Source organism: Ramlibacter cellulosilyticus (genome assembly GCF_014297465.1).
GTDB classification, from domain to species: domain Bacteria; phylum Pseudomonadota; class Gammaproteobacteria; order Burkholderiales; family Burkholderiaceae_C; genus Ramlibacter; species Ramlibacter cellulosilyticus.
Genome location: NZ_JACORT010000012.1, coordinates 76,009 through 100,868 on the forward strand (window position 1 = coordinate 76,009; position 24,860 = coordinate 100,868).

The window sequence follows — 24,860 nt, forward strand, 5'->3', positions numbered from 1 at the left end:
AATGACGGAGATTTTTCGTCATCCCCGCCCCCTTCGTCATCCCCGCCCCCTTCGTCATCCCCGCGAAGGCGGGGACCCAGGGCTCCCCAGGAAGCGCCGCACCTGCGGCGCTTTTCACGTCTGACCGCCCCCGACAGCACGTCCCCGCGACAATAATCCCTGCACCAGGCCGCGATCGGCCGGCCAGGGATCTCCCCCATCACCTCAGCCCCGTCATCCACTGCCTCGCGGATCATCGCGGCGACCTGCGTCCTGGCGCTGCTGTACGTCGGGCAGGACATCCTTGCCCCCCTCGCGCTGGCCGGGGTCCTCAGCCTGGTGCTGGCCCCCCTCAAGCGCAAGCTGGCGCGCGGCGGGATCGGGCAGGTGGCGGGCGCCGCCCTCTCCGTCCTGGTCGCGGCTGCGTGCATCGCGTTGGCGGGCATCTTCATCACGTCGCAGTTCATTGCCGTCGCCACGGACCTTCCCCGGTACAAGGAAGCCGTTCGCGCCAAGTTGCAGCACGTCATGGACGTGACCGTCCGCCCCCTGGAGCGGATCCATTCGGAAATCGCCGGCGTCGTTCCGCAGGATCCCGCCTCGGCCGCGGGCCACCCGAAGGCGCAGCCGCACCCTGCCGGACCGCCGCCTCCCACGTCGTCGGAAGGCCTGCCGCCGCAAGGAAGCACCGCGGCCGTGGTCTTCTCGTCGCTGTGGGGGCCCGTGTCGCAGGCCGGCATCGTGCTGGTGCTGCTGGTGTTCATCCTGGTGGGCCACGAGACCCTGAGGGAACGGATGATCCGCCTGGCGGGCGAGGCCGAGGTGGGCAGGACCATGCAGGCCATCGAGGACGCAGCCCAGGGCGTGGCGCGCTTCTTCTTCTCGCAGCTGGTGGTGAATGCGACGTTCGGCCTCGTGCTGGCCCTCGCGCTCTGGCTGGTCGGCGTGCCGCATGCCGCGCTGTGGGGCGCCCTGGGGGGACTCGCCCGGTTCATTCCTTATGTCGGCGCGCTCGGCGCCGGCGCCGTGATCGCCGCTTTCGCGGCCGCGGTCGATCCGGGCTGGTCGCTGATGCTCTGGAGCATCGGCTGCTACGTGGTCCTCGAGGTGCTGGTCGCCCATTTCGTCGAACCGCAGGTGTATGGGCAAAGCGCCGGCCTCGCGCCGCTGGGCGTGATCGTCTCCGCGCTCTTCTGGGGCGCCATGTGGGGTCCGCTGGGCCTGCTGCTCTCCACGCCGATGACGCTGTGCCTCGTCGTGGCGGGGCGGCACATCCGCACCCTGGAGCCGATCACCATCATCTTCGGCGAGACCCCGGGCCTGACCGAGGGCCTGCGCCTGTACCAGCAGGCATTGACCGGGGAGCCGCAGAACATCGTCGCGCCGGCGCGCCGCTATCTGCGCCGCAGCAATTTTGCGCGCTATTGCGACCAGGTCCTGCTGCCTGCCCTTGCGCTGGCCTCCGCCGACGCGAAGCAGGCACGCATCGAAAGGGACCAGCTGGAGAGGGTGCGCCTCACGATACGGCGGGCGATGGACGTGCTCGCCCGGAACGCGCCGGCCGGCGACGCCAGCCGGCGCCGCCGCTCGGCGTCGCTGCTCGATGCGGACGTCGGCGCGCACCTGGCGGAAGTCCGCGAACAGCGCCTGCGCCTCTGGCCCGGACCCGCCGCGGACGTCAAGACATCGCTGGTGATCTGCGTCGGGCTGGGCTCCCCGCGCGACGAACTGCTCGGCGCGATGCTGGAGCAGTCGCTTCGCGACGAAGGCATCGCGTCGCGCAGCATCCCGATGGATCTCGATGCGAGCCACGGTTCGAGCGCCGCGTTCGCATGGAGCGCCCGCGCATCCTCCGGACTGGTCTCGACGGTCGTGCTGGCCTACCCGCTCCAGGAGGACCACGAGATCTGGCAGTCCCTCTCGCTCCGGGTCCGCGACGCGTTCCCGTATGCGATGGTGCTGACCGTGAAGCCGCCCTACGAGGTGGGGTTGGCCGACGAGATGCTGGTGCGGGGGCCCGTGGACCTGGTGGTGCGTTCCTTCGCGGAGGTGGTCGCATTCGTGCTCGCGGGGCGGACGACGGCCGCATGAGGCGCATGCCGTGCCTCGTTCCCCTTTCCCGTCCCGTCGTCGCGAAGGGGCGCTTCGCCCGGTGCCGGGCTCCCGCCTGGCTTCTCGTCCTCGTCCTGTCCCATGTAGGGCAGGACACTTTCCGCCCCGTTGCCGGATCTCGTCCCGGCGCGCGGCAACGTGTCCGGCTCGCGTTCACTGCTGCTGGTGCTGCTCATGCCTGCGCATCCACGTGTGCTACACGCCGCGTAGTTAAGTGCATGGAACGAAACTGCGCCGTCGGAGAATTCCGGCAACTTCGTCGGAAGATGCAGCGTCTCACCATCCGCACTCGGGCCGTCACGGCTGCGCAGGCGCGCTGTCCGGTCCACCAGGCGCAGAATGGGGGCGACCAGGAGCAGCGCCATGGATGAAACGCAAGCACGCCAGATGAGGGACCAGCACAGCCGCGACGAGGCGCAGCTGCGCCGATCGCAGCAGGTGGCCGCTGGCGACAGGTTCGCGCCCGTCGAAAGCTCGCCGCAACATGGCGCAGCCCCCCTGGGCGGCGGGGGAAATGAAGCAGCCGTGGTCGAGGACTACGAGAGGGCGCTGAGCGCTGAACGGTCCGCCTGGGAGCGCTTCCGCTCGCTGCCCCACCGGTCCGATGCTGCGACGGAGTGGCAGGAATGGCGTTCCGCCGTGGAGGCGCGCGACGGGGCGACGCGTGTGCTGATCAACCATTTCCTGGAAGAGAGGGCGGGCACGCCGCTCCAGGCTGGCGGCGTCTCAGCCAGGTGAAGCTGGCGGCCCGCTGGCAGGCCGCAGCCTTCTTGCCTCCGCCGGCCGCGACTACTGCGGGCCGGCGCTGCCAGGCTCCATGAAGCTTGCCGGCTGCTGGCGCCGGACCAGGAGCTTCTGGATCTCCCATTGCGCTGGCGGCGCCAGTTCGCGCAGGTAGCGGACCTCGCCGCCACTTTGCACCGCGACCGGCACGCCGCCCTCGAACAGCACGCGGTTGCCGGGCAGGCGCGGCAGCTTGTCGCCCGGCGTGACGATGCCGGCCAGGTTCAGCGGGTCGACGCCCGACACCGCCACGCGTTCGTGGCCGGGCGCCTGCGCCGTCTTGCGCAGGGCCGCGGCGGCTTCCGGCAGCGCGAACTGTTCGCCCGAGAAGCCGCTGACGAAGCGGCCGCCGCGCACCTCGCCGCGCGCTTCCAGTCGGCGCAGCACGTAGTAGATCTCGCGCCAGGGCGGCAGGCCGTCCTCGCGTTCCAGCAGCTTGCGGAACACGACGCCGTAGCGGCGCAGCAGCACGCGCGCGACGTGTTCCACGTGCGGCGCCGCCAGGGCACCCGGCGCTTCGACCGAGGGCCGCGCGCGGCGTGCCAGTGACCACCGGCCCGCATCGTCCATGGGATCGTGCGCGCCGCGCCTGCGCCGCAGCTTGTTGCGCTTGTCCTCCGGCATCACCAGGGTGCGCAGGCCGGAGAAAGAGTCGCAGGTGACGAGGCCATGCGCCACCAGCTCGGAGAGCGCCTGTTCGACCTGCGTGCCGAGCATGCGGGCGTCGTGCTGCAGGTCGGCGAAGAAGCTGGCGCCGTGCGTGCGCAGCACTTCCAGCACGGCGCGGGCGGCGCTGGACAGGGCAGCCTCACCGGCCGGTTCGGCGCCGGCTGCCTGCTGCCAGTGCGGCAGGGCCTCCCGTTCGCACAGCACGATGGGCGTACCGCGGATCGGACCGGTCTTGCGCGCCGCTGCATCGCCGGCTTCGCTGGGGCGCCACCACACGACGCGGCCGGTGGCACACAGCCTGTCGAGCATGGAGGGCGAGTAGTCGCCCACGCGTGCGGCGAGCAGGTCTTCCTCCCAGGCGCCGGCCGGCGCGGCATGGCCTTCGAGCTGGCGCAGCACGTCGGCCAGCCCGGCCTCGCCGCTGCGGCGTTCGTCGCCCTCGCTGGTGGAGAGCTGGTGCCACTGGAACAGGAAGCGCATGAACTGCGCCGGCGCGACGGGCTGGAATTCGGCGCGGCGCTTCTCGCGCGTGGCGCGGTGGATGCGCGCCAGCAGGCGGCGGTCGCACCATTCGTCCGCGTTCGGCGCGCTGAAGCCGCCGCGCATGACGGCGCCTTCCGCTTCCAGCTGCGCCAGCGTGGCGAGCGCTTCGTGGCCCGTGATGCCAAGGGGTGCCGCAAGCGTCTGCGCCGTCACGGGCCCCAGCAGGTCCAGGCGCCCGCGCAGGATCTCGCGCAGCGCATCCTCGCGCGCCGGTTGCGTCGGCGAGACCGGCGCGATGTCGCACGGGTCTTCCGGAAAGATGGCCTGCATCTCGTGCAGCCGCTCCGCCGCGACCAGCAAGCCGCGCACGCGCGCGATGCGGTGCTGCTGCAGGAGTTCTTCGACGAACGCGGGGTACGGCGCTTCCTCTTCCGCGAGGAAGCCGTGCACCACCAGCGCATCGTGCAGTTCCTCGGCATCGCGGATCTCGGGCCACGCGTCTTCGCGCACCTGCGCGATCGCCTGCGCATCGAGCTTGCCGACGTCCTGGGGTGTCTGCAGCTCCAGCGGCCGCGTCTTCACCGCCTTGGTGCGGCGCTCTTCGGCCGCACCGCCGTCCAGGAAGGCATAGGGCTTCGCGTTCAGCACCGCATAGGCCAGCGGCGAGGGCGAGGAGACGTCGCGCGTGGCCATCGCGATCGCGCCGCTTTCGATGCCGCGCAGCAGCGCCTCGAAGCCATCGATGTCCATCGTCTCGTGCAGGCAGTCGTAGAGCGTCTGCGCCACCAGGGGATGCTCCGGGATCTCGCGCTCGCCGGCCAGGTTCTCGGCGCAGGCCAGCTGGTCCGGGAAGACCACCGTCAGCAGGTCCTCCGCATCGGAGCGCTGGAACTGCGGCGGCACCTTGCGCCCGCCGTTCATGCGCCGCACCGCCAGCGACGCCGTGGCGTTCCAGCGCCAGCGCGTGCCGAACATCGGCGCGTCCAGCAGCGCCTGGACCAGCAGGTCGCGCGCGCCGGCCGGCTTCACGTAATGCCGCAGTTCCTCCAGCGCGAAGCTGTGCGTCGGCCCGAGCGACAGCACGATGCTGTCCTCCAGCGCGCTGGCCTGCAGCTCGAAATTGAACTTGCGGCACATGCGCTTGCGCAACGCCAGCCCCCAGGCGCGGTTGATGCGCGAGCCAAAGGGGGAGTGGATCACCAGGTGCGCGTCGCCCACCTCGTCGAAGAAGCGCTCGATCACCACCTGCTTGCGGCTGGGCAGCACGCCCAGGGCGCGCTTCGCGGACGCGAGGTACAGCGCCAGCTGCTGCGCCGCCGGAGCGGGCAGGTGCAAGGCCTCGCGCAGCCAGCTTTCGCACGACTCCACGCTGTCGCCCAGCAACTGGTCGGCGGTCTCGCACACGCGGGAGACGGCTTCGGACAGTTCGTCGGTGCGGCCCAGCGATTCGCCCAGCCAGAAGGGGAGGCTGGGCGCTTGGCCGCGCGCGTCCTCCACCAGCACCTTGCCGGTCTCGACCTTCGCGATGCGATAGGACATGTTGCCCAGCTGGAAGACGTCGCCCGGCAGGCTCTCGAAGGCGAAATCCTCGTTGAGCGTGCCGACCTTGTGGCCCTCGGGCTGCAGCACCACTTCGTAGTCGAACTGGTCGGGGATGACGCCCGCATTGGTGACGGCGGCCAGGCGCGCTCCGCGGCGCGCGCGCAGCATGCGGTTCACCGCGTCGTAGTGCAGGTACGCGCCGCGACGTCCGCGCCGCGTGGCATAGCCGTCCGCCAGCATCTGCACCACCTGCTCGAATTCCTGCAGCGTGAGTGCGCGATAAGGCTCCGCGTGCCGCAGGCATTCGTACAGCGCGTCCAGCGCCCAGTCCTGGCAGGCGACCTCGGCGACGATGTGCTGCGCCAGCGCATCGAGGGGCTTCCCGGGCACGCGGATGCGATCGAGCTCCTCGCGATCGACCGCGGCCAGCAGGGCCGTGCATTCCAGCAGGTCGTCCAGCGCCAGCGGGAACAGGCGGCCCTTGGGGATCGCGCCGATGGCGTGGCCGGCGCGGCCCACCCGCTGCAGGAAGGCGTTGATCGAGCGCGGCGAGCCGAGCTGGCACACCAGGTCCACGTCGCCGATGTCGATGCCCAGCTCCAGCGAACTGGTCGCCACCAGGGCCTTCAGCTCGCCTTGCTTCAGGCGCTGTTCGGCGTCCAGCCGGTGCTCGCGCGCGAGGCTGCCGTGGTGCGCGGCGACGTGTTCCTCGCCCAGCCGCTCGGCCAGGTGGCGCGCCACGCGTTCGGCGATGCGCCGCTGGTTGACGAAGATCAGCGTCGTGCGGTGCTCCGCGACCAGGCTGGCGAGGCGGTCGTACAGCTCCTCCCACACCTCGGTCGGCAGCACGGCGCCCAGCGGCGAGCGCGGCACCTCGATGCCGAGGTCGCGTTCGCGCACGTGGCCGGCGTCGATGATCGCCACCTTGCGCCGGCGCTGGCCGACGAGGAAGCGGCCCATCGCGTCCAGCGGCTTCACGGTGGCCGAGAGGCCCACGCGCACCGGCGGCTTCGCGCACAGCGCTTCCAGCCGCTCCAGCGACAGCATCAGGTGCGAGCCGCGCTTGCTGCCCGCCACCGCATGCAGTTCGTCGACGATCACGCTCTTGACCGACTTGAGCATCGCGCGGCCCGACTCCGAACCGAGCAGGATGTAGAGCGATTCCGGGGTGGTGACCAGGATGTGCGGCGGCTTGCGACGCATGCGATCGCGCTCCGCGGTGGGCGTGTCGCCGGTGCGCACGGCGGCGCGGATGCCGACGTCCGGCATGTCTTCGCGGAGCAACTCCGCCTGGATGCCGGCCAGCGGCTCCTCGAGGTTCTTGCGGATGTCGTTCGACAGCGCCTTCAGCGGCGAGACGTAGAGGACGTGGACCTCATCCGAGAGTCCCTGGTTCAGCCCCTCGCGCACCAGTTCATCGATGGCGGCCAGGAAAGCCGCCAGCGTCTTGCCGGAGCCCGTCGGCGCCGCGATCAGCGCGTGCCTGCGCTGCGCCGTGACCGCCCAGGCCTGCGACTGGACATCGGTCGGCTGGCCGAAGCGGGCCTGGAACCAGGCGGAAACGGCGGGGTGGAAGGTGAGGGGGGACAAGCTGCGATTTTCCGGGATTCGGGAAGACTGCGCTCGCGCAAGGGCGGGTGGCAGGTCGCGAACATGGCGGCCCCCCGCCCGGCCCGGATCCGCTAAGGTGCCGCATGGATCCGCGTACCGCCACTGCACCCGACACCTACCTTCGCGAGCTCATCGAGCGCTTCGGCCCGCTGCGGGACGGCGAGGTCTCCGGCCCCACCGAAGCCCTGGAGGACGGCGAAGCCGAACGCTTCGCGATCGCCATGGCAACGGTGGACGGGCATGTCTTTTCCGCCGGGGACGACGCCAAGGAGTTCGCCATCCAGTCGATCTCCAAGCCCTTTCTCTACGGGCTGGCGCTGGATCGCCTGTCGCGCCGGGAGGTGCACCGGAAGGTGAGCGTGGAGCCGACCACCGAGGCCTTCAACTCGCTCACCGAGCTGGAGGAGGACCACCTGCCGTACAACCCGATGATCAACTCGGGCGCCATCGCCATCTCCGCCATGCTGCACCACGCGGACCGGCAGCAGGCGGACGGCTGGATGATGGGCATGTTCGGCGACTACCTCGGCCGGCCCGCGCGCCTGCATCCGCGGGCGACCGATTCCACGGAGACGGCCCACCGCAACCGCGCCATCGCCCACCTGCTGCGGCACTTCGACGTCATCGGCGACGACATCGACGGCGCGCTGCGCCTGTACAACCGCCAATGCGTGGTGACCGCCGACGTGCGGGAGCTGGCGGGGATGGCCGCCACGCTGGCCAACGGCGGCGTGCACCCCCGCACGGGGCGCCGCGCGATACGCCAGGAGCACCTGCGCGACGTGCTGACGCTCATGTTCACCTGCGGCATGTACGACACGTCCGGCAGCTGGGCCTACAGCGTGGGCCTGCCGGCCAAGAGCGGCGTGGGCGGCGGCATCCTGGCCGTCGTGCCCGGGCGCATGGGCCTGGCCGTGTACTCGCCGCGCCTGGATCCGCACGGCCACAGCGTGCGCGGCGTCGCGGTGCTGAAGGCCTGGTCCCGCGAGTGGGACCTGGGGATCTTCGGGGGCAGCGGCTCCTCGGGTGAGATCGCCGCCGTGGGGCTGGAGGGTGAGGCCGCGAAGGACGGCTGAGATACGGGCACCATCGACGGGGAGGCCTGGCAGCAGCGGCGGAACGCGGAGCGCGCGGCCGAAGAAAGGAAGCGGCAGCAGCAGGGCCTGGACAGGCTGCACGAGTGACGGGGGCGGCCCGGCCGTAGGCGGCGCGGCGGATCGAGATGCTGGCGCGGGGGGAGAAGATCCACGCCTGAACGGGCCTCAGGCCATGCCAGGCGCTGGCGGACGGCCCGCCCTCCGCTGCGCGAAGCGCCGCACCAGGATGTGCGCGCCGACAGCGGTGGCGAGCAGCACGATCATCCCCAGCGCCCAGGTGACCCAGACCGCGGGCACGAGCCAGGCCGCGGCCAGGGTCGCGAGCGGCAGGACCGCGCCCGCGCCGTCGATGGCGGATTGCACCGCGCCCTGGAGGGCCGGCAGCCAGTCCGGATCGATCCAGACCTTCATCCATTCCGGCAGCTGCAGCGGTGCCACCTCCCGGGCCGCCTGCGACGCGGCCCCCGAGGCGAGTGCTTCCATGACCCACTGCAGGAGGGCGACCATGATCCAGGCCCCGCCCGTCCAGAACACGGCGAGCAGGGCGAAGACGATCCAGGGGAGGGCGATCATCGGCGGGGGGCGTCGCCGCCTTCAGAACACGATCCGCACCGACGGCGCGCTGCGCTTCCCCTCGCCGTGGTACACGGCCTCGATGTTGTTGCCGTCCGGATCGAGCACGAAGGCGGCGTAGTAGCCCGGGTGGTAGGGCCGCTCGCCGGGCGCGCCGTTGTCCTTGCCGCCGTTCGCGAGGGCCGCCTTGTGGAAGGCGTCGACCATCGCGCGGTCCTTCGCCTGGAAGGCGAGGTGGCACCGCCCGGTGAGCGTGCCTTGCGCGGCGCGGCTGTCGGCGGTGGAGACGAACAGTTCGTCGGCCCAGAACCAGCTCTCGCCGGTGCCCCCCATCGGCACCCCCAGGACGTCGAACACCGCGGTGTAGAAAGCTTGCGAGGCCGCGAGGTCACGCACCACGAGCTGGACGTGGTCGATGAGGCGTCCGCGGTGCAGTTCCTGGGTTTCCATGCGGGATCTTCCTTCGGGGTGACGGTGTGTGTGCCGGGATGTTGGCATGCGAAGCCGCGGCTGAGCTTCGCGCGGCGACAAGCGTCACACTGTAGGCCCCGGCCGCACAGACGAAAAGGAGTGTTACGTGCCCCTCACCTGGACCGACGACATCCACCGCATCGACTGGGAAGAACTTGCCCGCCTCTACCGCCTGGCCCCCTTGGGGGACAAGCCGCCGGAGGTCCTGCGGACGGTGTTCGGCAACAGCCGCTTCCGGTTCTTCGTGTTCGACGAGGCCGGTCGGCTCGTCGCCGCGGGCCGCGCGCTCGCTGATGGCGCGGACTGCTCGTACATCTGCGACGTCGCCGTGCTGCCCGGGCACCAGGGCACCGGCCTCGGGCGCGAGATGGTGTCCCGCCTGGTCGAGGTTTCGCGGGGCCACCGCAAGATCATCCTGTACTCGGTGCCGGGCAAGGAGGGCTTCTACCGCAAGCTCGGATTCCGGCGCCTGTTGACGGGGATGGCGATCTTCGCGGATGAAGCGACGGCCATCGCGCGCGGGCACCTCGAGGCGGACTGAGCGCGCTCACTCCGCGCGGATCTCCGCCCTGCGCGCGTCCGCGTCGAACACCATCCGCCCCGGCCACGCGGGCCACCGCGTCCCCAGCGCCGGCGTGTTCGGATCGCCTGTCGCCGCGAAGGTCCCGACCGACTGCATCATCACGCGCGAGAGCGCCAGCCGCCCCGGCTCGTTCGCCCGCGTGAACGCGATCCGCGCATACAGGCTGGGCCCGAAGTTGCCGAACACGAAGGGCAGGTCGAAGGTGTGCGCCGCGCCGAAGACCACGTCGAACGGGGGCGGCAGCGCGTCCCAGTCGAAGCGGTAGCCCCACACGGCGTCCTGCCGCGAGCGCAGCGCCCCCAGCACGTCGTCGCGGATCGCCTCGAACCACAGGCGGTTCAGTTCGCGCGTGCGCGCGTCGAAACCGGTCGCGGGTCGATCCGCCGGCAGGTAAGCGGCCGGGACCCAGTCCTCGATGCGCGAAGCCGGCGGCGCCTCCGCGTCGTAGCCGTGCGCCAGGCGGAACACGGCGGCGTCGTCGAGCAGGCGTCCGCTCACGCCGCCGAGGTCGGGGCGCAGCGCCAGCAGTTGCGGGAACAGCTTGGTTTCGTCGCGCGTGATGCCGGCGAGCACGGGCACGCGCACGTACTGCCCCGCGCGGATCGCCGCGATGGGGTCCGCGGCGACGACCACGCCGTCCGGGATGGGGTTGGACGCGGACATCCCCAGCGGCGCAAGGCGCGTCCGCACCACGGTGAGCAACTGGTCCGGGGTCCTGGCGCGGAGGTAGGCCGCGTGTTCGGCCGCGCTGCGGGTGGCGGCGAGCGCGGTGGCGGCCGCCGCATCCGCGGCGGACCCGTCCGCCACCAGCGATTGCGCCAGCAAGGCCTGGCCGCGCGTGGACCATACCGACCGTGGCAGCACCCCGGGGATGGCGCCGCGCGGCAGCGAAGCGGCGGTGGAGATGCCGCCGCTCAGCGCGATCACGCGGTGGAAGAGCGGCTGCGTGCGCGCCGCCAGCATCGGCGAGGCGAGCAGGGCATATACGTTGACCGCGCCCGCCGACTGCCCCATCAGCGTCACGCGCGCCGGATCGCCGCCGAACGCGGCTATGTCGCGCTGCACGAACTCCAGCGCCTTCACGATGTCCAGCAGCGCGAAGTTGCCCGAATCGTCCTGCGCGTTCCCGGTCTTCAGCGCCGGCAGGTCGAGGAAGCCGAAGATGCCGAGCCGGTAGTTGACGGTGACGACCACGGCGCCGGCGGTGCGCGCGAGCGCCGCGCCGTCGTACACCGGGTCCGCCGTGTAGCCGGTGATGTTGCTTCCGCCGTGCACGAAGACGATCACCGGCCGCGGCGCGGCGGCTCGCTCCGCGGGCGTCCACACGTTCAGGTACAGGCAGTCTTCCGAGCCGAGCGTCTGGCCGAGGGTGCTGCCGATGGTGGCGTCGTAGCGGTTGTTCAGGCCCGGGCCGTACAGGCGCCCGGTCTGCACGCAGGCCGCCGCGAAGCGGTCGGCGGCGCGCGGCTGCGTCCACGGCGCGGGGTCCGCGGGCGCCCTCCAGCGCAGCGCGCCCACGGGCGGCGCCGCGAAGGGGAGGCCTTTCCAGCTCAGGGTGCCGTCGCTGCGCGAGGCGTCCACGCCCACCACGGGGCCCGAGGCGGTCGTGCGTTGCAGCGACGAGGCGAGGCCTGTCGCCGCGCAGCCTGCGAGGCATGCGGCACCGAGCACCGCCCAGATCAACGTGCGCGCGGCCACGGCGTCACTCCGCCTTGATGTTGGCAGCCTTGATCACCTGCGCCCACTTCTTCGCCTCGGCATCGAGGAAGGCGCGGAACTCCGCCGGCGTGCCGCCGCGCAGCTGCAGCCCCGCGGCCTCGGCCTTGCGGCGCACCTCGGCATCGGCGATGGCCGCATTCGTCTCCGTGTTCAGGCGCTGCACGATCGCCGCCGGCGTGCCGGCCGGCACCATCAGGCCGTACCAGCCGTAGCCCACCACGCCAGGCACGCCGGACTCCACGAACGTGGGCGTGTCGGGCTGCAGCGGCGTGCGCCGCTCGTTCGCGACCGCCAGCACGCGCAGCTTGCCGGACTCCACGTGCGGCTTCGCCGTGGAGATCGCCGTGAGCGTCGCGTCGATGCGGCCGGCCAGCAGCTCCGTGTACGCGGGCGCGTCGCCCTGGAACTGCGCGACCAGGCCCTTGCCGCCGGCGGCACGGATGAACAGTTCCGCGGTGAGGTGCGGCGCCGACCCCGCGCCCGGCGAGCCGAAGGTGAAGCCGTTCGCGTTGGCCTTGCCCCATTGCACGAACTCGGCCAGCGTCTTGTACGGCGCGTTCGCGTTGACCACCAGGAACAGCGGCGCGATGGCCGTGCTCACCACCGGCTCGAAGTTCTTGCGCACGTCGTACGGCAGGTTGGGGTAGAGCGCCTCGCCGATGGCGATGGGGGCCGCCGCGTGGAGCACCGTGTAGCCGTCCGGCGCCGCCTTCGCGACCAGGTCGTTGGCGATGCGCGTGCCGGCCCCCGGCTTGTTCTCCACCACCACGGCCTGCCCGAGGCGCGTGCCCAGGAAGTCGCCCAGCACGCGCGTGAGGATGTCGCTGGATCCGCCGGCGGCATACGGCGAGATCAGACGCACCGGCCGGGCCGGCCAGGCCTGCGCGGCGGCGGGAAGCACGAAAGGCGCGAGGCCGGTGGCGGCCAGCAGTTGGCGGCGGGTGAGGGTCATGCGTTCGTCTCCTGGTTCTTGTGGATGGTGTGCGTCAGAGCCTGCGCAGCGGCGGGTAACGGTAGTGGAAATCCAGGTGCTCGCGTTGCGGCTGGTACAGGCGCAGCACCACGTAGAACGGCTCGCCGGGTGGCGCGGGCAGCCAGTTGAAGCCCGGGCCGGGGTCGCTGGCCTGCACGCGGATGGCGAGGCTGCCGTCCGCGTCGGTGCGCAGACCGGGCGTGCGATCGCCGATCGAGTAGCGGTCGATCGGGTTGGCCACGAACAAGCAGTCGCTGCGGCGGTACATCGTGAGCGACCAGAAGGCGCCGACGCGCGGCCCGCCGCCGGGCGGAAAGCGCAGCTCGTACGCGTGCGAGCCGTGCAGCACCTGGCCGTCCGCGTCGACTTCCGCCGTGGGGTACATCGCTTCCTCGATGCCGAGGGCGCCGATCAGGTTGCGCGCCACGCGAGCGCGCGTGAGCAGGTCGTCGCCCCAATGCGTGCGCACCGCCACCGGCAGGGCCCAGCCGCCGCCCAGCCCCTGCGGCTGGTCCGCCTGGCGCAGCTCTTCGTAGACGGAGGACAGCGCCTGCGGCAGCAGGTCGCGGGAGACGGGCCACAGCGGCCGTTCGCCCGCCGGGAAAGGGTTGCGCTCCAGGGCCTGGTCGACGATGGCCTGGTACAGCGGCGCGGGCGGTGCCTCGGGCACGCGGCCGTCCAGCAGCGTGTCGAGGCGCACGGCGGCATCGCCGCCGTCGGGACGCCGCATCGAGAACTGCAGCTGCAGCGAACGCACGTGTTCGACGTCGACCGGCGTGTCGTCGACGAGGACACGGCCGATCAGCCACACGTCCTGCCCCGGCGCGGCGATCACCTGCGTGATGTCCGCCGGCACCTCGCCGCGCCAGCCGGGGCCGTGCACCAGCGTGCGCTGCGCGCGGTTGCCGGTGGTCCGCCGGCCGACGTAGGCGAAGGGGTTGGTCCACGCGTCCAGCAGGCCCAGCGTCCAGTAGCGCTCGCCCATGTCCGGCGTGGCGATGACGACGGGGCCTCCCGAGAGGTCGAGCCAGGCATTGCTGTACACCGTGTCGTTGTTCGGGCTCACCACTTCGCGATCTTCGGGCCCGAGGCGCCGGTGCGTGTGCGTGAACTGGTTGACCCAGCGCAGGCGCGAAGCCGCGTCGCTGCCGGCGAAGCCCAGCGTGGGGTGGCGCCGGGCCGTGGTGGCGGCGCGCATGCGCATCATCTCGAAGAGGGGCAGGGTCTGGATCACGGCCGCGCGCGCGGCGTCGCGGGTGCTCAGGGTGGAGATCGTGGAGAGGTCCATGGTGCTTCAGGCAACGGCACGCGACGCGCGCAGCGCCGCGATCTCGGATTCGGTGTACCCGGCTTCCGCCAGCACGAGCGCCGCGTCCGCGCCCGCCTCGGGCGCGGCGGGCAGTTCGGGCCGCGGCGCGTCGCCGAAGCGATAAGGCAGGCCCAGTGCGCGGTAGCCGCCACCGTCACCGGTGCGGGCCTGCACGAGCAAGCCGCCGCCCACGACGTCCGGGCTCGCCAGCACCTCGCGGTAGGAGCGCACGGCGCCGCACACGATCTGCTGGCCGCCGAGGAGGTCCACGCACTCCTGGCTCGTGAAGCGCGAGAGGCACTCCTGCAAGACCTGGCGCAGTTCCGCGCGGTGCTGCACGCGCAGGGCGTTGGTGGCGAAGCGCGGATCCCCGGCGAGGTGCTCCTGGCCCAGGACGCGACACAGGCGCTGCCAGTGCTCCTGCGCATAGGCGGACAGCACGATGTGGCCGTCGCGCGTCGGCACGAGTTCGGCGGCCGGGGCGTTGTGCGGCTGCCCGTGCCCCATGCGCTTCGGTTCCGGCCCGCCCGCCAGGTACTCGCACCAGGTCGCGGACTGCAGGTTCAGGGCCGTCTCCAGCAGCGACACCTCCAGCGTCTCGCCGGTGCCGCTGCGCTCGCGGCCGAAGAGGGCGGCCAGCACGGCCTGCGCGCCCAGCTGCGCGGCGGCTGCGTCGACCACGGGCACGCCCACCTTCTGCGGCAGGCCGTCCGGCTCGCCGGTGACCGCCATCAGCCCGCTCTCGGCCTGGGCCGCGATGTCGTAGCCCGGCCGCTCGTGCGAGGGCCCGCCGCGCGGGAAGCCGGTGATCGACAGGTAGATCACGCGCGGGAAGCGCTCGCGCACCGTGGCGGGGCCGAGTCCCAGCTTGTCCACGGCGCCGGGGCGCAGGTTCTGGATGACGACGTCGCTGCGGGCGATGAGACGCAGCGCCACCTCGCGGCCCTCGTCGCTCTTGAGGTCCAGGGCGATCGAGCGCTTGCCCCGGTTGTAGGCGCGGATCATCGATTCGCCATAGCGCCCGATGTGGCGGGCCTGGTCACCGGCCAGGGGCTCCACCTTGATCACGGTGGCGCCGAGCTCCGCGAGGGCCATGGCCGCGCCGGGGCCCGCGATGTACTGGCCGAGGTCGACGACACGCACGCCGGCGAGGGGTGCCGCCGGACGGCGGCTGGGGGAAGGACTGCTGGATGGCACGCTGCGCACGATAGCCGCGCGCCTGATCGCTGGAAAATCGAGAATCCTGATGCCGTGATAACTTCGGGTGATCACGTCACTGCGGAGCCCATGACCGCCTCCACCGACTTCCTCGTGCGCCGCCTGCGCCTGCGGCACCTCGACCTGCTGGTGGCGCTGGCCGAGGCGGGCACCATGCGCGCCGCCGCGACACGCCTGAACCTCAGCCAGCCTGCGCTGAGCAAGATGCTGGTGGAGGTGGAGGACGGCTTCGGCGCCCGCCTCTTCGAGCGCACGCCGCAAGGCGTGGCGGCCAACGCGCTGGGGCAGGCCGCCGTCTACCGGGCGCGCGTCATCCTGGGCGAGCTGGAGCGGGGCCGCGAGGAGGTCGACGCGCTGCGCGCAGGCGCGAGCGGCGTGCTGCGGCTCGGCACGTTGTCGGTCACGGCTTCCGTGCCGCGCGCGATCGCGCACCTGCGGCAGAAGGTGCACGGTGCGCGCGTGCAGGTGCAGGAGGGCCGCGTGCGCGAGCTGGTGCAGCGCCTGCTGGACGGCGAGCTCGACGCGGTGTTCGGCGCCATCACGCCGGAGCTGCTGGCGAGCGACCTGCTGCCCCTGCTGCGGCCGGAACTGCTGCTGGCCGACGAGCTGTGCGTCGTGTGCGCCGACGGCCATCCGCTCGCGCGCCGGCGCACGCTGGCCTGGGCCGATCTCTCCTCGCAGGCGTGGGTCGCGCCGCCCAAGGACACGCTCGTGCGGCAGGCGCTCATGACGGCTTTTCTGAACGAGGGCCTGCAACCGCCGGAGCCCGCGGTGGAGGTGCTCTCGTCCGTCACGGTGGGCAGCCTCCTGCGCCTCGATCCCTCGCTGCTGGCCGCGGTGCGGCTCGAACACGCGCAGGACGAACTCGCCCGCGGCGGCATGCGGCGGCTGCCGGTCGCGCCGGTGGTGCCGCTGCCCTCGCTGGGGCTCTACACGCGGCGTTCGGCGGGGGCGGCGCCACCGCTGGTGCGCGCACTGGGGGACGCATTGCGGCGCTTCGGCCAGCCCGCGCGCGGCAGCCGCGCCACGGCCGCCGCACCCGGGAGAACTTCAGCGCGTTCCTGAACATACACGATGCGACATGTCAGTTCTCGGGTGTGTCGCCATCGGGCTGCGCCCATGCCGCGACCATCCGATTCCAGGCGCGGACCCGGGCCCCCGCCTCGGTCGATTCATCCTGGGTGTTGCTGTGAATCAGCGCATCCAGCAACGCCGCCTGTCGTTCACTCCATTCGGCCGGGAACAGCGGCGTGACAGAGACCAGGCAGTCTGCACGAGCTCCCGAGGGCCGGACGGGAAAGCCGGCTTCCCTGATCCGATAGGTCAAGGCGCCGCGTTGCAGGCGCATGCGGCGCATGCCGTCGAGCGTGGGCACCTCCGTCCACCTGCCTGCCACCCAGGCGAACCCGTCGACCGGCACATCGACCCGGATGGTTCCGTCTTCCTGCAGCGACAGGAACGCGTGAGGGCGCAAGGCCACGCGCACGTTCAGCGACTGATGGTCCTTGCCATCCTGCAGCTTCACGCGGGCGTGCAGCTGGTGGCCGTCGCGCACGCCAGGCGGAATCCGCACGCGAGCCCGGTAGGCAAGCGGTGCCGACTCTCCGCTTCCTCCGCAGCTGGAGCAGGACACGAGCGTCGATCCCCGGCCTTCGCACGCGTCGCAGGGCAAAGGCGTGGCGAGCCACGGGAACCAGAACATCTGCCGCGCCTGGCCCTGGCCATGGCAGTGATGGCAGGTCACGGGTTCCGGCGCCTTGCCGGTACCGCAGCACGTGGCGCAGACACGGGTGACCTCACCGTGCACGTTGCGGATGCAGCCCGAGGCGGCTTCTTCCAGGCTGAGGGTGATCGTCAGCTCGACGGGCTCGTCCTTCGGGGTGGGGGCGGCGGCCGGAGGTGGTGCGTCGTCGGCGGTGTCGCGCGCCTCTTCGCGCGCGCTGCGGATCTGCTCCACTGCGCGGTTGATGCGCTGGATTCTCTCCAAGGCCTGGGGAGTGGCATTTCGGTCGGGATGCCAGCGGGCCGAGAGGCGTCGCCATGCCGCCTTGATCTGCGCATCGCTCGCCTCGGGTGTCAGTCCCAGTGTGGCGTAGGGATCCTCGATTTCCACGGCGCCTCGCCTGCTGTGTTGCAGTGCAGCATGGTAGCCCATTCCCCATGGGTTGCAGCGACGGCAAGGGGCACGGGTGCCATCCCGGAGCGCCTCCGCGAGACGCCGCCTGCCGTCCTCAGGCCACCAGCCCGAGATACTCCTGTCGCGTCCGCGGCAACACGGCCCCGACGAGTTGCTCGTGGGACGTGCGGTGGCTGGCCAGCATGCGGGCCGATGCCACGGACTTCGACCGGCAATACCAGTGGCAGGTGTGCTGCATCAGCAGCATCTCGGCCAGGATGGCGAAGGCGCGGTCCTTCGGGGAGGCGCCCTGTTCTTCGACGGCACGGCAGATGCCGCGGGCGTGCATGCGCAGCGCCTCGCGCATGTCGAAGGACTTGTCGAACGCGGGCGAGCGGGGCAGCCAGACCGGGAACTTGCTCACGCGCGTGGCCGCAGGCTCGACGCCCGCGAAGTCCTCGGCGAGCTTGCGGACCTGCCGGCACAGGACTTCCTCGGTCCCGCGCAGCACGCCCCAGACCTGCTCGCTGCGGGCGGGGTCCGCTTCGCCCAGGGCGCGCGAGTAGCCCTGCGAGAGCGTCTCGATGTTCTTTTCGATGTCGTGGCCGGACAGGTAGCGGGCGAGGATGGCGATGCGCCGTTGCTGCTGCCGGGCCCTGGCGATCCACAAGGCGACCAGCGCCAGGGGCAGGAGAAGAAGGAAATCCACGGGCTGATGGTACACAGGCCGTGGTCGCGTGCTGGTGGCTTCGAGACTCTTTCGAGCTGCTGTTTTGGGTCGAGACCTGCTATCACGCTGCAAGTGCGCTGGCAGCCCCGTTTAGGCTAGATGCAACTTCGGTGACCGACCGCTTAAGACGGCGGATTCAACCGGTCGATGCAACACATTCGCTGAACATCTCAGCGGGCGTGTGGAAGCCGAGCGTCTAGCGCGGCCTCTCGTTCAATTGTCTCGCTATTGCGTTGAGCTGGGTCTGGGAGAAGTCCGAGAGGTCCATGCCCTTCGGCATGTACTGACGGAGTAAACCGTTGGTGTTCTCGTTGCTTCCGCGTTGCCAGGGGCTCTGGGGATCGCAGAAGAAGACTTGGATGTCGGTGGCCATGGTGAACTGCTTGTGGGCATGCATCTCTGTGCCTCGATCCCAGGTCAGGGATTTATAGAGCTCCTGCGGCAGCTTGCGGGCATTCTTGATCAGTGCGTTGACGACCGTCTGCGAGTCTTTGCCATCGAGCTTCACCAGCATCACGTATCGCGTCTGTCGCTCGTCCAGCGTGGCAATCTGGCTGTTGCGACTGCCGAAGACCAAGTCTCCTTCCCAGTGACCAGGCACGGCTCGGTCTTCGACCGAAGCGGGTCGCTCGCTGATCGAAACGGCATCGGCGATCTGCCCGTGGATCGCCGTCTTCTGCGTGTGGTGCCGAGAGCGGCGCATCCCGCGGGTGCGTCTTAGGTGTTCCAGCAGCTCCTTCTTCAAGGCGCCACGCGCTTGAATGAACAGGCTGCGGTAGATGGTCTCGTGTGACACGTGGAGGCTCTGGTCGCCCGGATAAGTATGCTTGAGCCAACCTGCAATCTGCTCCGGCGCCCAGAGCAGCCGGAGCTTCTCAGCTACGAGCCGGGCCAACGCGCGGTTGTTCCGCAACTTGCAGGTCTTGGGGCGCCGCGCTCGATCCCAAGCCGCCGCATCGGCCAGGCTGGCGCGATAGCCGTCGTAGCCGCCGTTGCGCTTTATCTCTCGGCTGATCGTCGATGGTGATCGCCCAAGTCGAGCCGCGGTTGATCGAATAGATTCGCCGGCCACCATCGCCCGGGAGATCTCCTCCCGTTCGGCCAGCGTCAGCGTAGCTGGTGATCGCGTTCGTTGCGGCGGCCGGAATCCTCCCGTCGCCGCAAGAATCTGGTGGATCGACGTGTGAGGCCGATCAAACAGCTTGCCGATCTCATGCAGTGTCCAGCCTTGCTTCCAGCGCTCCCACATCAGCGCCTTCTGGCTGTCCGTAGTAGATCCGTGACCGTCGCTTCATCGGCAACACTCCTTCCACCTACGCGGTGGTTAGTGTGTTGCATCGACCGATTGAATCCGCCCTGCAAAGCAGTCGTTCTTGCCGGCCTCCAGGAGCGACCGCCAGAGGTCGTTGCTGCAGCAGTTCCAACCGAGTGGCTGTCCGTCTCCGCCCATAAGCGCACATCGCGTAAGCTCCGAACCGGATTCACTTGGATTGGAATCACGTGAGGTTCATCATCCTTTCGGCGCTCGTCTTGGGGTGCCAACTTGCCGCGGCGGAGACCGTACAAGTCAAGTATCACGGCCTCGTTTCACTTGATGACTTCGCGTGCGAGGACGTCAAAGAGAGCAGTGACGTTTCGCGCTTTTGCTACGACAGGGCAGAGCGGTATATGGTCATTCGGCTCAAGACGACCTACTACCACTACTGCGAGATGGACGCTGCGACAGTGAAAGGCTTCCAACAGGCCAGTTCGAAGCGGCAGTTCTTCGAAAGCCGCATTCGCGGGAGTGGCACGGACGGACCGTTCGACTGCCGGACGCACCCCATCCCCAAGAAGTATCGGCGGTAGGTGCCTCCAGCTGGGCGAGACTGCATTTCCTCTGCGTCGGGAGCAGACACGCCCAAGAGCGCAAAGGCGCTATGCCGGCGAACGCCCCCCACCCGGAATGCCCTGGCTGATGGGACGCGCAGGTTCGCGCCCTGCGTCGGGCGCTGCCTCCTGCTCCACCGCGGCGCGGCCGACGCCGGCGATGGTGTCACCCTTCACCTCGGCTGGGTCCTGGCTGGGGCGGTGATCACCGTCAGCCCGGTATTCATGCTCCTTGCCGCTGATCGGTGTCGATTCCATGGCCTCGGTGGCCGCGGCGCGTTCACCGGTCGGATCGAGCTTCTTGTCGCTGGGCATGGTGTGTCTCCGAAGCGTGTCCTCGAAGACTAGGACCTCAGCGCGGGCCATCTGTCGGACGGCGGCTCGAATGCAGATCGGCGTGCGCCCGTGGGCATCGCATCACTACGGAGAAGAAACCCGCCTACGCCGCCCGGAACTCCGTATCCAGGATCCGCGAAATATCCTCCCGCGTCTCCTCCAGCTGCACCAGCGTCGCCTGCCGCGCCGCCAGCGCATCCCGGTGCAGCAGCGCGGTCAGGATCGCCTTGTGCCGCGGCAGCGAGAGCGCGTGCGTGTTCGGCAGCTTGCTGGAAAGCTGGATCGATTCGCGCAGGGCCAGCGACAGCATGTTCCCGATGTACGCCAGCAGGTCGTTGCCCGTCGCCTCCGCGATGCGGCGGTGGAAGGCGAGGTCGGGCTCCAGCAGCTCCTGCGGCGTGCGCGCCGCCTCCATGCCGGCATAGGCTTCGGCGATGCCTTCCAGCTGCTCCTCGGAAGCGACCCGTGCCGCCAGCGCCGCAGCCGCCGGCTCGAAGATGCGCCGCACCGTCATCAGCGTCGTGACGAACTCGCCCGTGGGCTGCGACTGGATCAGCCAGTACAGAACGTCCGGGTCCAGCAGGTGCCAGTCGCTGCGCGGGCGCACGATGACGCCCGCGCGCTGGCGCGAGACGACGAGGCCCTTGGCCACCAGCACGCGGATCGCCTCGCGCAGCACCGAGCGGCTCACCTGGTAGCTCGCAAGCAGCACCGGCTCCCCCGGCAGGCGGCTGCCGGGCGCGAACTCGCCGCCGACGATGCGCAGGCCGAGGTCCCGCACGATCTGCGGGTGCATGCTCTTGCGCTCCGGCGGACTGCGGTAGCTGGAGGCGCGGTGGGAGGGTTCGACGGCCATGTCCTGCCGACTATAGCGAGCGCTTGCGGTTCGCCACGTCGACGAATACCGCGGCGAGCAGCACCAGGCCCTTGATCACCTGCTGGTAGTCGATGCCGATGCCCAGGATCGACATGCCGTTGTTCATCACGCCCATGATGAAGGCGCCGACGACCGCGCCGAAGACCTTGCCCACGCCGCCCGAGGCCGAGGCCCCGCCGATGAAGCAGGCGGCGATCACGTCCAGCTCGAAGCCGAGGCCCGCCTTGGGCGTCGCGGTGTTCAAGCGCGCGGCGAAGATCAGGCCCGCCAGCGCGGCGAGCAGGCCCATGTTCACGAACGTGAGGAAAGCCAGCCGCTCGGTCTTGATGCCCGACAGGCGCGCGGCCTTCTCGTTGCCGCCCAGCGCGTAGATGCGCCGGCCGACGGTGGTGCGCAGCGCGAGGAAGTCGTAGCAGACGATCAGCACCGCCATCACCAGCAACACGTTGGGCAGGCCCTTGTAAGCGGACAGCAGCACCGACAGCAGCACGATCAGCGCGACGAACACGAGGTTCTTGCCCAGGAAGAAGGGCAGGGGCTCCACCTCCATGCCGTGCTTCGCCGCCTGGGCGCGCTCGCGCAGCTTGAAGAACACCAATGCGCCGGCCGCGAGCAGCCCAAGCAGCAGCGAGCTGAGGCGGTAAGACTCGCCGGAGAGCGGATCCGGCAGGAAGCCCGTGGACAGCAGCTGGAACTCCGGCGGGAAGGGTCCGACCGACTGGCCCTTCAGGATCATCAGCGCGAGTCCCTTGAACACCAGCAGCCCTGCCAGCGTGACGATGAAGGACGGGATGCGCCAGTAGGCGACGAACCAGCCTTGCGCGGCGCCGATCACGGCACCGGCGCCCAGGCACAGCAGCGAGGCGGGCAGCCAGTGCCAGTTCATCTCCACCATCAGCACCGCAGCAAGGGCTCCGACGAAGCCGCAGACGGATCCCACCGACAAGTCGATGTGGCCGGCCACGATCACGAGCAGCATGCCCAGCGCCATGATGACGATGTAGCTGTTCTGCAGGACCAGGTTGGTCAGGTTCAGCGGCTGCATCAGCGTGCCGCCGGTCATGTACTGGAAGAAGGCCATGATGGCCACCAGCGACAGCAGCATGCCGTACTCGCGCAGGTGCGCCTTGAGGAAGGCGAGGGCGCCGCGGCCCGTCGCTTCCGGTTTCGGCGGGACGTCCGCCACTTGCGTGCTCATTGCATGCTCCCAGCGTTCACGATGGCCCGCATGATCCCCTCCTGGCTCGCCTCCATCCGGTCGAACTCGGCGACGAAGCGCCCCTCGTTCATCACGTAGATGCGGTCGCACATGCCCAGCAGCTCGGGCATCTCCGAGGAGATCATCACGATGCATTTCCCTTCGGCGGCCATCTGCGCCATCAGGCTGTAGATCTCGAACTTGGCGCCGACGTCGATGCCGCGCGTGGGCTCGTCCAGCACCAGCACCTCCGGCTGCGTGAACAGCCACTTGCCCAGCACCACCTTCTGCTGGTTGCCGCCGGAGAGCTGCCCCACGGGCTGGAACACGTCCTTGCAGCGGATGCGCAGCTGCTTGCGGTAGCCGTCGGCCACGCCGAACTCACGGCCTTCGTCCACCACGCCTTGCTTCGCCACCGCGGGCAGGTTGGCCAGCGACACGTTGCGGGCGATGTCGTCGTCCAGCAGCAGGCCGTAACCCTTGCGGTCCTCGGTGACGTAGGCGAAGCCGTGGCGCACGGCCTTCTGCACGGTGGAAACGTCGATCTCCTGCCCGCGCAGCAGGACGCGGCCCGAGATCTTCTGGCCGTAGGAGCGGCCGAAGACGCTCATGGCCAGCTCCGTGCGGCCGGCGCCCATCAGGCCCGCGATGCCGACGATCTCGCCGCGTCGCGCCTGCAGGTTCACGCCCTTGACCACCTGCCGCTCGGCGTGCACCGGGTGGTGGACCGTCCAGTCGCGCAGCTCGAAGACCACTTCGCCGACTTGCGGTTCGCGCCGCGGGTAGCGGTCCGCCATCTCGCGGCCCACCATGTTGCGGATGATCACGTCCTGGCTCACCGGCTGGGCGCGGCAGTCGAAGGACTGCACGGTGCTGCCGTCGCGCAGCACGGTGATCGTATCCGCCACGCGTTCCACCTCGCCCAGCTTGTGCGAGATCAGGATGCAGGCGATGCCTTGCGCCTTGAGTTCCAGCAGCAGGTCCAGCAGCGCCTCGCTGTCCGTCTCGTTCAGGCTGGCGGTGGGCTCGTCCAGGATCAGCAGCTTCACTTCCTTGGACAGCGCCTTGGCGATCTCCACCAGCTGCTGCTTGCCCACGCCGAGGTCGTCCACCAGCGTGGCGGGCGACTCGTGCAGGCCTACCTTCGCCAGCAGCTCGCGCGTGCGCACGTAGGCGGCGTGGCGGTCCACCACGCCGTGGCGCGCCGGCTCGTTGCCCAGGAAGATGTTCTCCGCGATGGAGAGCAGCGGCACCAGCGCGAGCTCCTGGTGGATGATGATGATCCCCAGGTCCTCGCTCGCGCGGATGTCGCGGAACTGGCGCGGCTCGCCGCCGAAGCGGATCTCGCCTTCGTAGCTGCCGTGCGGGTACACCCCGCTCAGCACCTTCATCAGCGTGGACTTGCCCGCGCCGTTCTCCCCGACGACCGCGTGGATCTCGCCGGCGCGCACCGAGAGGTTGACGTCGCGCAGGGCCACCACGCCCGGGAAGGACTTGGTGATCCCGCGCATCTCCAGGAGGCTGGTCACTTGACCTGCGACTCCTTGTAGTAGCCGCTGCCGACCAGCACGGTCTTCCAGTTGCTGGCGTCCACGCTCACCGGCTTCAGCAGGTACGAGGGCACGACCTTCACGCCGTTGTTGTAGGTCTTGGTGTCGTTGATGTCCGGCTGCTTGCCGGCCAGCACGGCATCGACCATGTTGGCCGCAACCTTCGCGAGCTCGCGCGTGTCCTTGAAGACGGTGGACGACTGCTCGTTGCGCAGGATGGACTTCACGGAGGGGATCTCCGCGTCCTGGCCGCTCACGATCGGGCAGGGCTGCTGCGCCGTGCAGTAGCCAACGCCCTTGAGCGAAGACAGGATGCCGATCGAGAGGCCGTCGTACGGCGAGAGCACCGCATGCACCTTGTCCTTGGTATAGAAGGCAGAGAGCAGGTTGTCCATGCGCGACTGCGCCACGGCGCCGTCCCAGCGCAGCGTGCCGACCTTGTCCATGCCCATCTGCTTGCTGCGCACCACCAGCCTGCCGCTGTCGATGTAGGGCTTGAGCACCGACATGGCGCCGTCGTAGAAGAAGAAGGCATTGTTGTCGTCGGGCGAGCCGCCGAACAGCTCGATGTTGAAGGGGCCCTTGCCCTGCTTCAGGCCCAGCTTGTCGACGATGGAGGTGGCCTGCAGCACGCCCACCTGGAAGTTGTCGAAGGTGGCGTAGTAGTCGACGTTCTTCGAGCCGCGGATCAGGCGGTCGTAGGCGATGACCTTGATGCCCTTGTCGGCCGCGCTCTGCAGCGCCTTGGACAGCGTCGTGCCGTCGATGGCCGCGATCACCAGCACCTTGGCGCCCTTGGTGATCATGTTCTCCACCTGCGCGAGCTGGTTGGGGATGTCGTCGTCGGCGTACTGCAGGTCGGTCTGGTAGCCGCGCTCCTTGAGCACCTTGACCATGTTGTTGCCGTCGTCGATCCAGCGCGCCGAGGACTTGGTGGGCATCGAGATGCCGACCAGGCCCTTGCCTTGCGCGAAGCCGGCGGGGGCCAGGCCCAGCAGGGCGGCGCCGACGACCAGGCCGCCGAGGAAGCGTCGTGTAGTGAGTTTCATGCCTGTCTCCTTG

General features: G+C 70.0%; 20 protein-coding genes and 1 pseudogene. 6 read left to right on the top strand and 15 right to left on the bottom strand.

Features of this window, described 5'->3' with window-relative positions:
• Positions 1 to 252 precede the first annotated feature (252 nt).
• Positions 253 to 2,070 (top strand): AI-2E family transporter, encoded by a 1,818-nt coding sequence (locus tag H8N03_RS22540; RefSeq protein ID WP_494338058.1) that lies wholly within the window; start codon positions 253 to 255, stop codon positions 2,068 to 2,070.
• Between the two features lie 384 nt (positions 2,071 to 2,454).
• Positions 2,455 to 2,829 (top strand): hypothetical protein, encoded by a 375-nt coding sequence (locus H8N03_RS22545; RefSeq protein WP_187078484.1) that lies wholly within the window; start codon positions 2,455 to 2,457, stop codon positions 2,827 to 2,829.
• A gap of 51 nt (positions 2,830 to 2,880) precedes the next feature.
• On the opposite strand, the gene H8N03_RS22550 is transcribed toward H8N03_RS22545, so the two are convergent.
• Positions 2,881 to 7,158, bottom strand: a complete 4,278-nt coding sequence (locus H8N03_RS22550; RefSeq protein ID WP_187078485.1) for a DEAD/DEAH box helicase — start codon at positions 7,156 to 7,158, stop codon at positions 2,881 to 2,883.
• Positions 7,159 to 7,262: 104 nt separating this feature from the next.
• Here H8N03_RS22550 and glsA point away from each other — a divergent pair, with 104 nt between their 5' ends.
• Entirely contained in the window at positions 7,263 to 8,255 is a 993-nt protein-coding gene (glsA, locus tag H8N03_RS22555; RefSeq protein ID WP_187078486.1) for a glutaminase A, read from the top strand.
• A 186-nt stretch (positions 8,256 to 8,441) separates the two neighbouring features.
• Here the strand turns inward: glsA and H8N03_RS22560 are convergent, their stop codons facing one another.
• Positions 8,442 to 8,849 (bottom strand): hypothetical protein, encoded by a 408-nt coding sequence (locus H8N03_RS22560; protein WP_187078487.1) that lies wholly within the window; start codon positions 8,847 to 8,849, stop codon positions 8,442 to 8,444.
• A gap of 21 nt (positions 8,850 to 8,870) precedes the next feature.
• Positions 8,871 to 9,299, bottom strand: a complete 429-nt coding sequence (locus H8N03_RS22565; RefSeq protein WP_187078488.1) for a VOC family protein — start codon at positions 9,297 to 9,299, stop codon at positions 8,871 to 8,873.
• 127 nt (positions 9,300 to 9,426) lie between these two features.
• Here H8N03_RS22565 and H8N03_RS22570 point away from each other — a divergent pair, with 127 nt between their 5' ends.
• Positions 9,427 to 9,861 carry a GNAT family N-acetyltransferase gene (locus H8N03_RS22570; RefSeq protein ID WP_187078489.1) on the top strand — a complete coding sequence of 145 codons (435 nt, stop codon included), beginning with the start codon at positions 9,427 to 9,429 and terminating at the stop codon, positions 9,859 to 9,861.
• Positions 9,862 to 9,867: 6 nt separating this feature from the next.
• Here the strand turns inward: H8N03_RS22570 and H8N03_RS22575 are convergent, their stop codons facing one another.
• From H8N03_RS22575 to H8N03_RS22590, 4 genes are read right to left on the bottom strand one after another with little or no spacing between them, the layout of a single operon-like run.
• Entirely contained in the window at positions 9,868 to 11,601 is a 1,734-nt protein-coding gene (locus tag H8N03_RS22575; protein ID WP_187078490.1) for a carboxylesterase/lipase family protein, read from the bottom strand.
• Between the two features lie 4 nt (positions 11,602 to 11,605).
• Complete coding sequence (locus H8N03_RS22580) at positions 11,606 to 12,574, bottom strand: Bug family tripartite tricarboxylate transporter substrate binding protein (RefSeq protein WP_187078491.1); 969 nt, start codon at positions 12,572 to 12,574, stop codon at positions 11,606 to 11,608.
• 34 nt (positions 12,575 to 12,608) lie between these two features.
• The gene (locus H8N03_RS22585; RefSeq protein ID WP_187078492.1) at positions 12,609 to 13,883 is read right to left on the bottom strand and encodes a DUF1254 domain-containing protein; all 1,275 of its coding nucleotides are present in this window, start codon (positions 13,881 to 13,883) and stop codon (positions 12,609 to 12,611) included.
• Between the two features lie 6 nt (positions 13,884 to 13,889).
• The gene (locus tag H8N03_RS22590) at positions 13,890 to 15,101 is read right to left on the bottom strand and encodes a CaiB/BaiF CoA transferase family protein (protein ID WP_187078493.1); all 1,212 of its coding nucleotides are present in this window, start codon (positions 15,099 to 15,101) and stop codon (positions 13,890 to 13,892) included.
• A gap of 90 nt (positions 15,102 to 15,191) precedes the next feature.
• Between H8N03_RS22590 and H8N03_RS22595 the strand changes: the two genes are divergently transcribed.
• Positions 15,192 to 16,187 carry a LysR family transcriptional regulator gene (locus H8N03_RS22595; protein ID WP_187078494.1) on the top strand — a complete coding sequence of 332 codons (996 nt, stop codon included), beginning with the start codon at positions 15,192 to 15,194 and terminating at the stop codon, positions 16,185 to 16,187.
• A 19-nt stretch (positions 16,188 to 16,206) separates the two neighbouring features.
• On the opposite strand, the gene H8N03_RS22600 is transcribed toward H8N03_RS22595, so the two are convergent.
• The 3 genes and pseudogenes from H8N03_RS22600 to H8N03_RS22610 form a co-directional block, all read right to left on the bottom strand.
• Positions 16,207 to 17,235, bottom strand: a complete 1,029-nt coding sequence (locus tag H8N03_RS22600; protein ID WP_187078495.1) for a DnaJ domain-containing protein — start codon at positions 17,233 to 17,235, stop codon at positions 16,207 to 16,209.
• 118 nt (positions 17,236 to 17,353) lie between these two features.
• Positions 17,354 to 17,947: a hypothetical protein gene (locus H8N03_RS22605; RefSeq protein WP_187078496.1), complete on the bottom strand. Its 594-nt coding sequence runs from the start codon at positions 17,945 to 17,947 to the stop codon at positions 17,354 to 17,356.
• Positions 17,948 to 18,164: 217 nt separating this feature from the next.
• Positions 18,165 to 19,263, bottom strand: a pseudogene (locus H8N03_RS22610) (IS30 family transposase).
• A gap of 205 nt (positions 19,264 to 19,468) precedes the next feature.
• On the opposite strand from H8N03_RS22610, the gene H8N03_RS22615 reads away from it, so the two are divergent.
• Positions 19,469 to 19,816, top strand: a complete 348-nt coding sequence (locus tag H8N03_RS22615) for a KTSC domain-containing protein (protein ID WP_187078497.1) — start codon at positions 19,469 to 19,471, stop codon at positions 19,814 to 19,816.
• A gap of 69 nt (positions 19,817 to 19,885) precedes the next feature.
• On the opposite strand, the gene H8N03_RS22620 is transcribed toward H8N03_RS22615, so the two are convergent.
• The 5 genes from H8N03_RS22620 to chvE form a co-directional block, all read right to left on the bottom strand.
• Positions 19,886 to 20,152, bottom strand: a complete 267-nt coding sequence (locus H8N03_RS22620) for a hypothetical protein (protein WP_187078498.1) — start codon at positions 20,150 to 20,152, stop codon at positions 19,886 to 19,888.
• Positions 20,153 to 20,276: 124 nt separating this feature from the next.
• A complete protein-coding gene (locus tag H8N03_RS22625; protein WP_187078499.1) occupies positions 20,277 to 21,029 on the bottom strand; it encodes a FadR/GntR family transcriptional regulator in 753 nt (250 codons plus the stop codon).
• A gap of 10 nt (positions 21,030 to 21,039) precedes the next feature.
• Positions 21,040 to 22,248, bottom strand: coding sequence for a multiple monosaccharide ABC transporter permease (gene mmsB, locus H8N03_RS22630; protein ID WP_187078500.1), 1,209 nt, complete (start codon positions 22,246 to 22,248; stop codon positions 21,040 to 21,042).
• Complete coding sequence (gene mmsA / locus H8N03_RS22635; protein ID WP_187078501.1) at positions 22,245 to 23,777, bottom strand: multiple monosaccharide ABC transporter ATP-binding protein; 1,533 nt, start codon at positions 23,775 to 23,777, stop codon at positions 22,245 to 22,247. The genes mmsB and mmsA overlap by 4 nt, the downstream gene beginning before the upstream one ends.
• A complete protein-coding gene (gene chvE / locus H8N03_RS22640) occupies positions 23,774 to 24,847 on the bottom strand; it encodes a multiple monosaccharide ABC transporter substrate-binding protein (RefSeq protein ID WP_187078502.1) in 1,074 nt (357 codons plus the stop codon). The genes mmsA and chvE overlap by 4 nt, the downstream gene beginning before the upstream one ends.
• Between the last annotated feature and the right edge of the window lie 13 nt (positions 24,848 to 24,860).

Bases quoted from the DNA above. Each gene is read 5' to 3' on its own strand.
- H8N03_RS22545 (WP_187078484.1), top strand. From the start codon at position 2,455: ATGGATGAAACGCAAGCACGCCAGATGAGGGACCAGCACAGCCGCGAC.
- glsA (WP_187078486.1), top strand. From the start codon at position 7,263: ATGGATCCGCGTACCGCCACTGCACCCGACACCTACCTTCGCGAGCTC.
- H8N03_RS22560 (WP_187078487.1), bottom strand. From the start codon at position 8,849: ATGATCGCCCTCCCCTGGATCGTCTTCGCCCTGCTCGCCGTGTTCTGG.
- H8N03_RS22565 (WP_187078488.1), bottom strand. From the start codon at position 9,299: ATGGAAACCCAGGAACTGCACCGCGGACGCCTCATCGACCACGTCCAG.
- H8N03_RS22580 (WP_187078491.1), bottom strand. From the start codon at position 12,574: ATGACCCTCACCCGCCGCCAACTGCTGGCCGCCACCGGCCTCGCGCCT.
- H8N03_RS22585 (WP_187078492.1), bottom strand. From the start codon at position 13,883: ATGGACCTCTCCACGATCTCCACCCTGAGCACCCGCGACGCCGCGCGC.
- H8N03_RS22595 (WP_187078494.1), top strand. From the start codon at position 15,192: ATGACCGCCTCCACCGACTTCCTCGTGCGCCGCCTGCGCCTGCGGCAC.
- H8N03_RS22620 (WP_187078498.1), bottom strand. From the start codon at position 20,152: ATGCCCAGCGACAAGAAGCTCGATCCGACCGGTGAACGCGCCGCGGCC.
- H8N03_RS22625 (WP_187078499.1), bottom strand. From the start codon at position 21,029: ATGGCCGTCGAACCCTCCCACCGCGCCTCCAGCTACCGCAGTCCGCCG.
- mmsB (WP_187078500.1), bottom strand. From the start codon at position 22,248: ATGAGCACGCAAGTGGCGGACGTCCCGCCGAAACCGGAAGCGACGGGC.
- chvE (WP_187078502.1), bottom strand. From the start codon at position 24,847: ATGAAACTCACTACACGACGCTTCCTCGGCGGCCTGGTCGTCGGCGCC.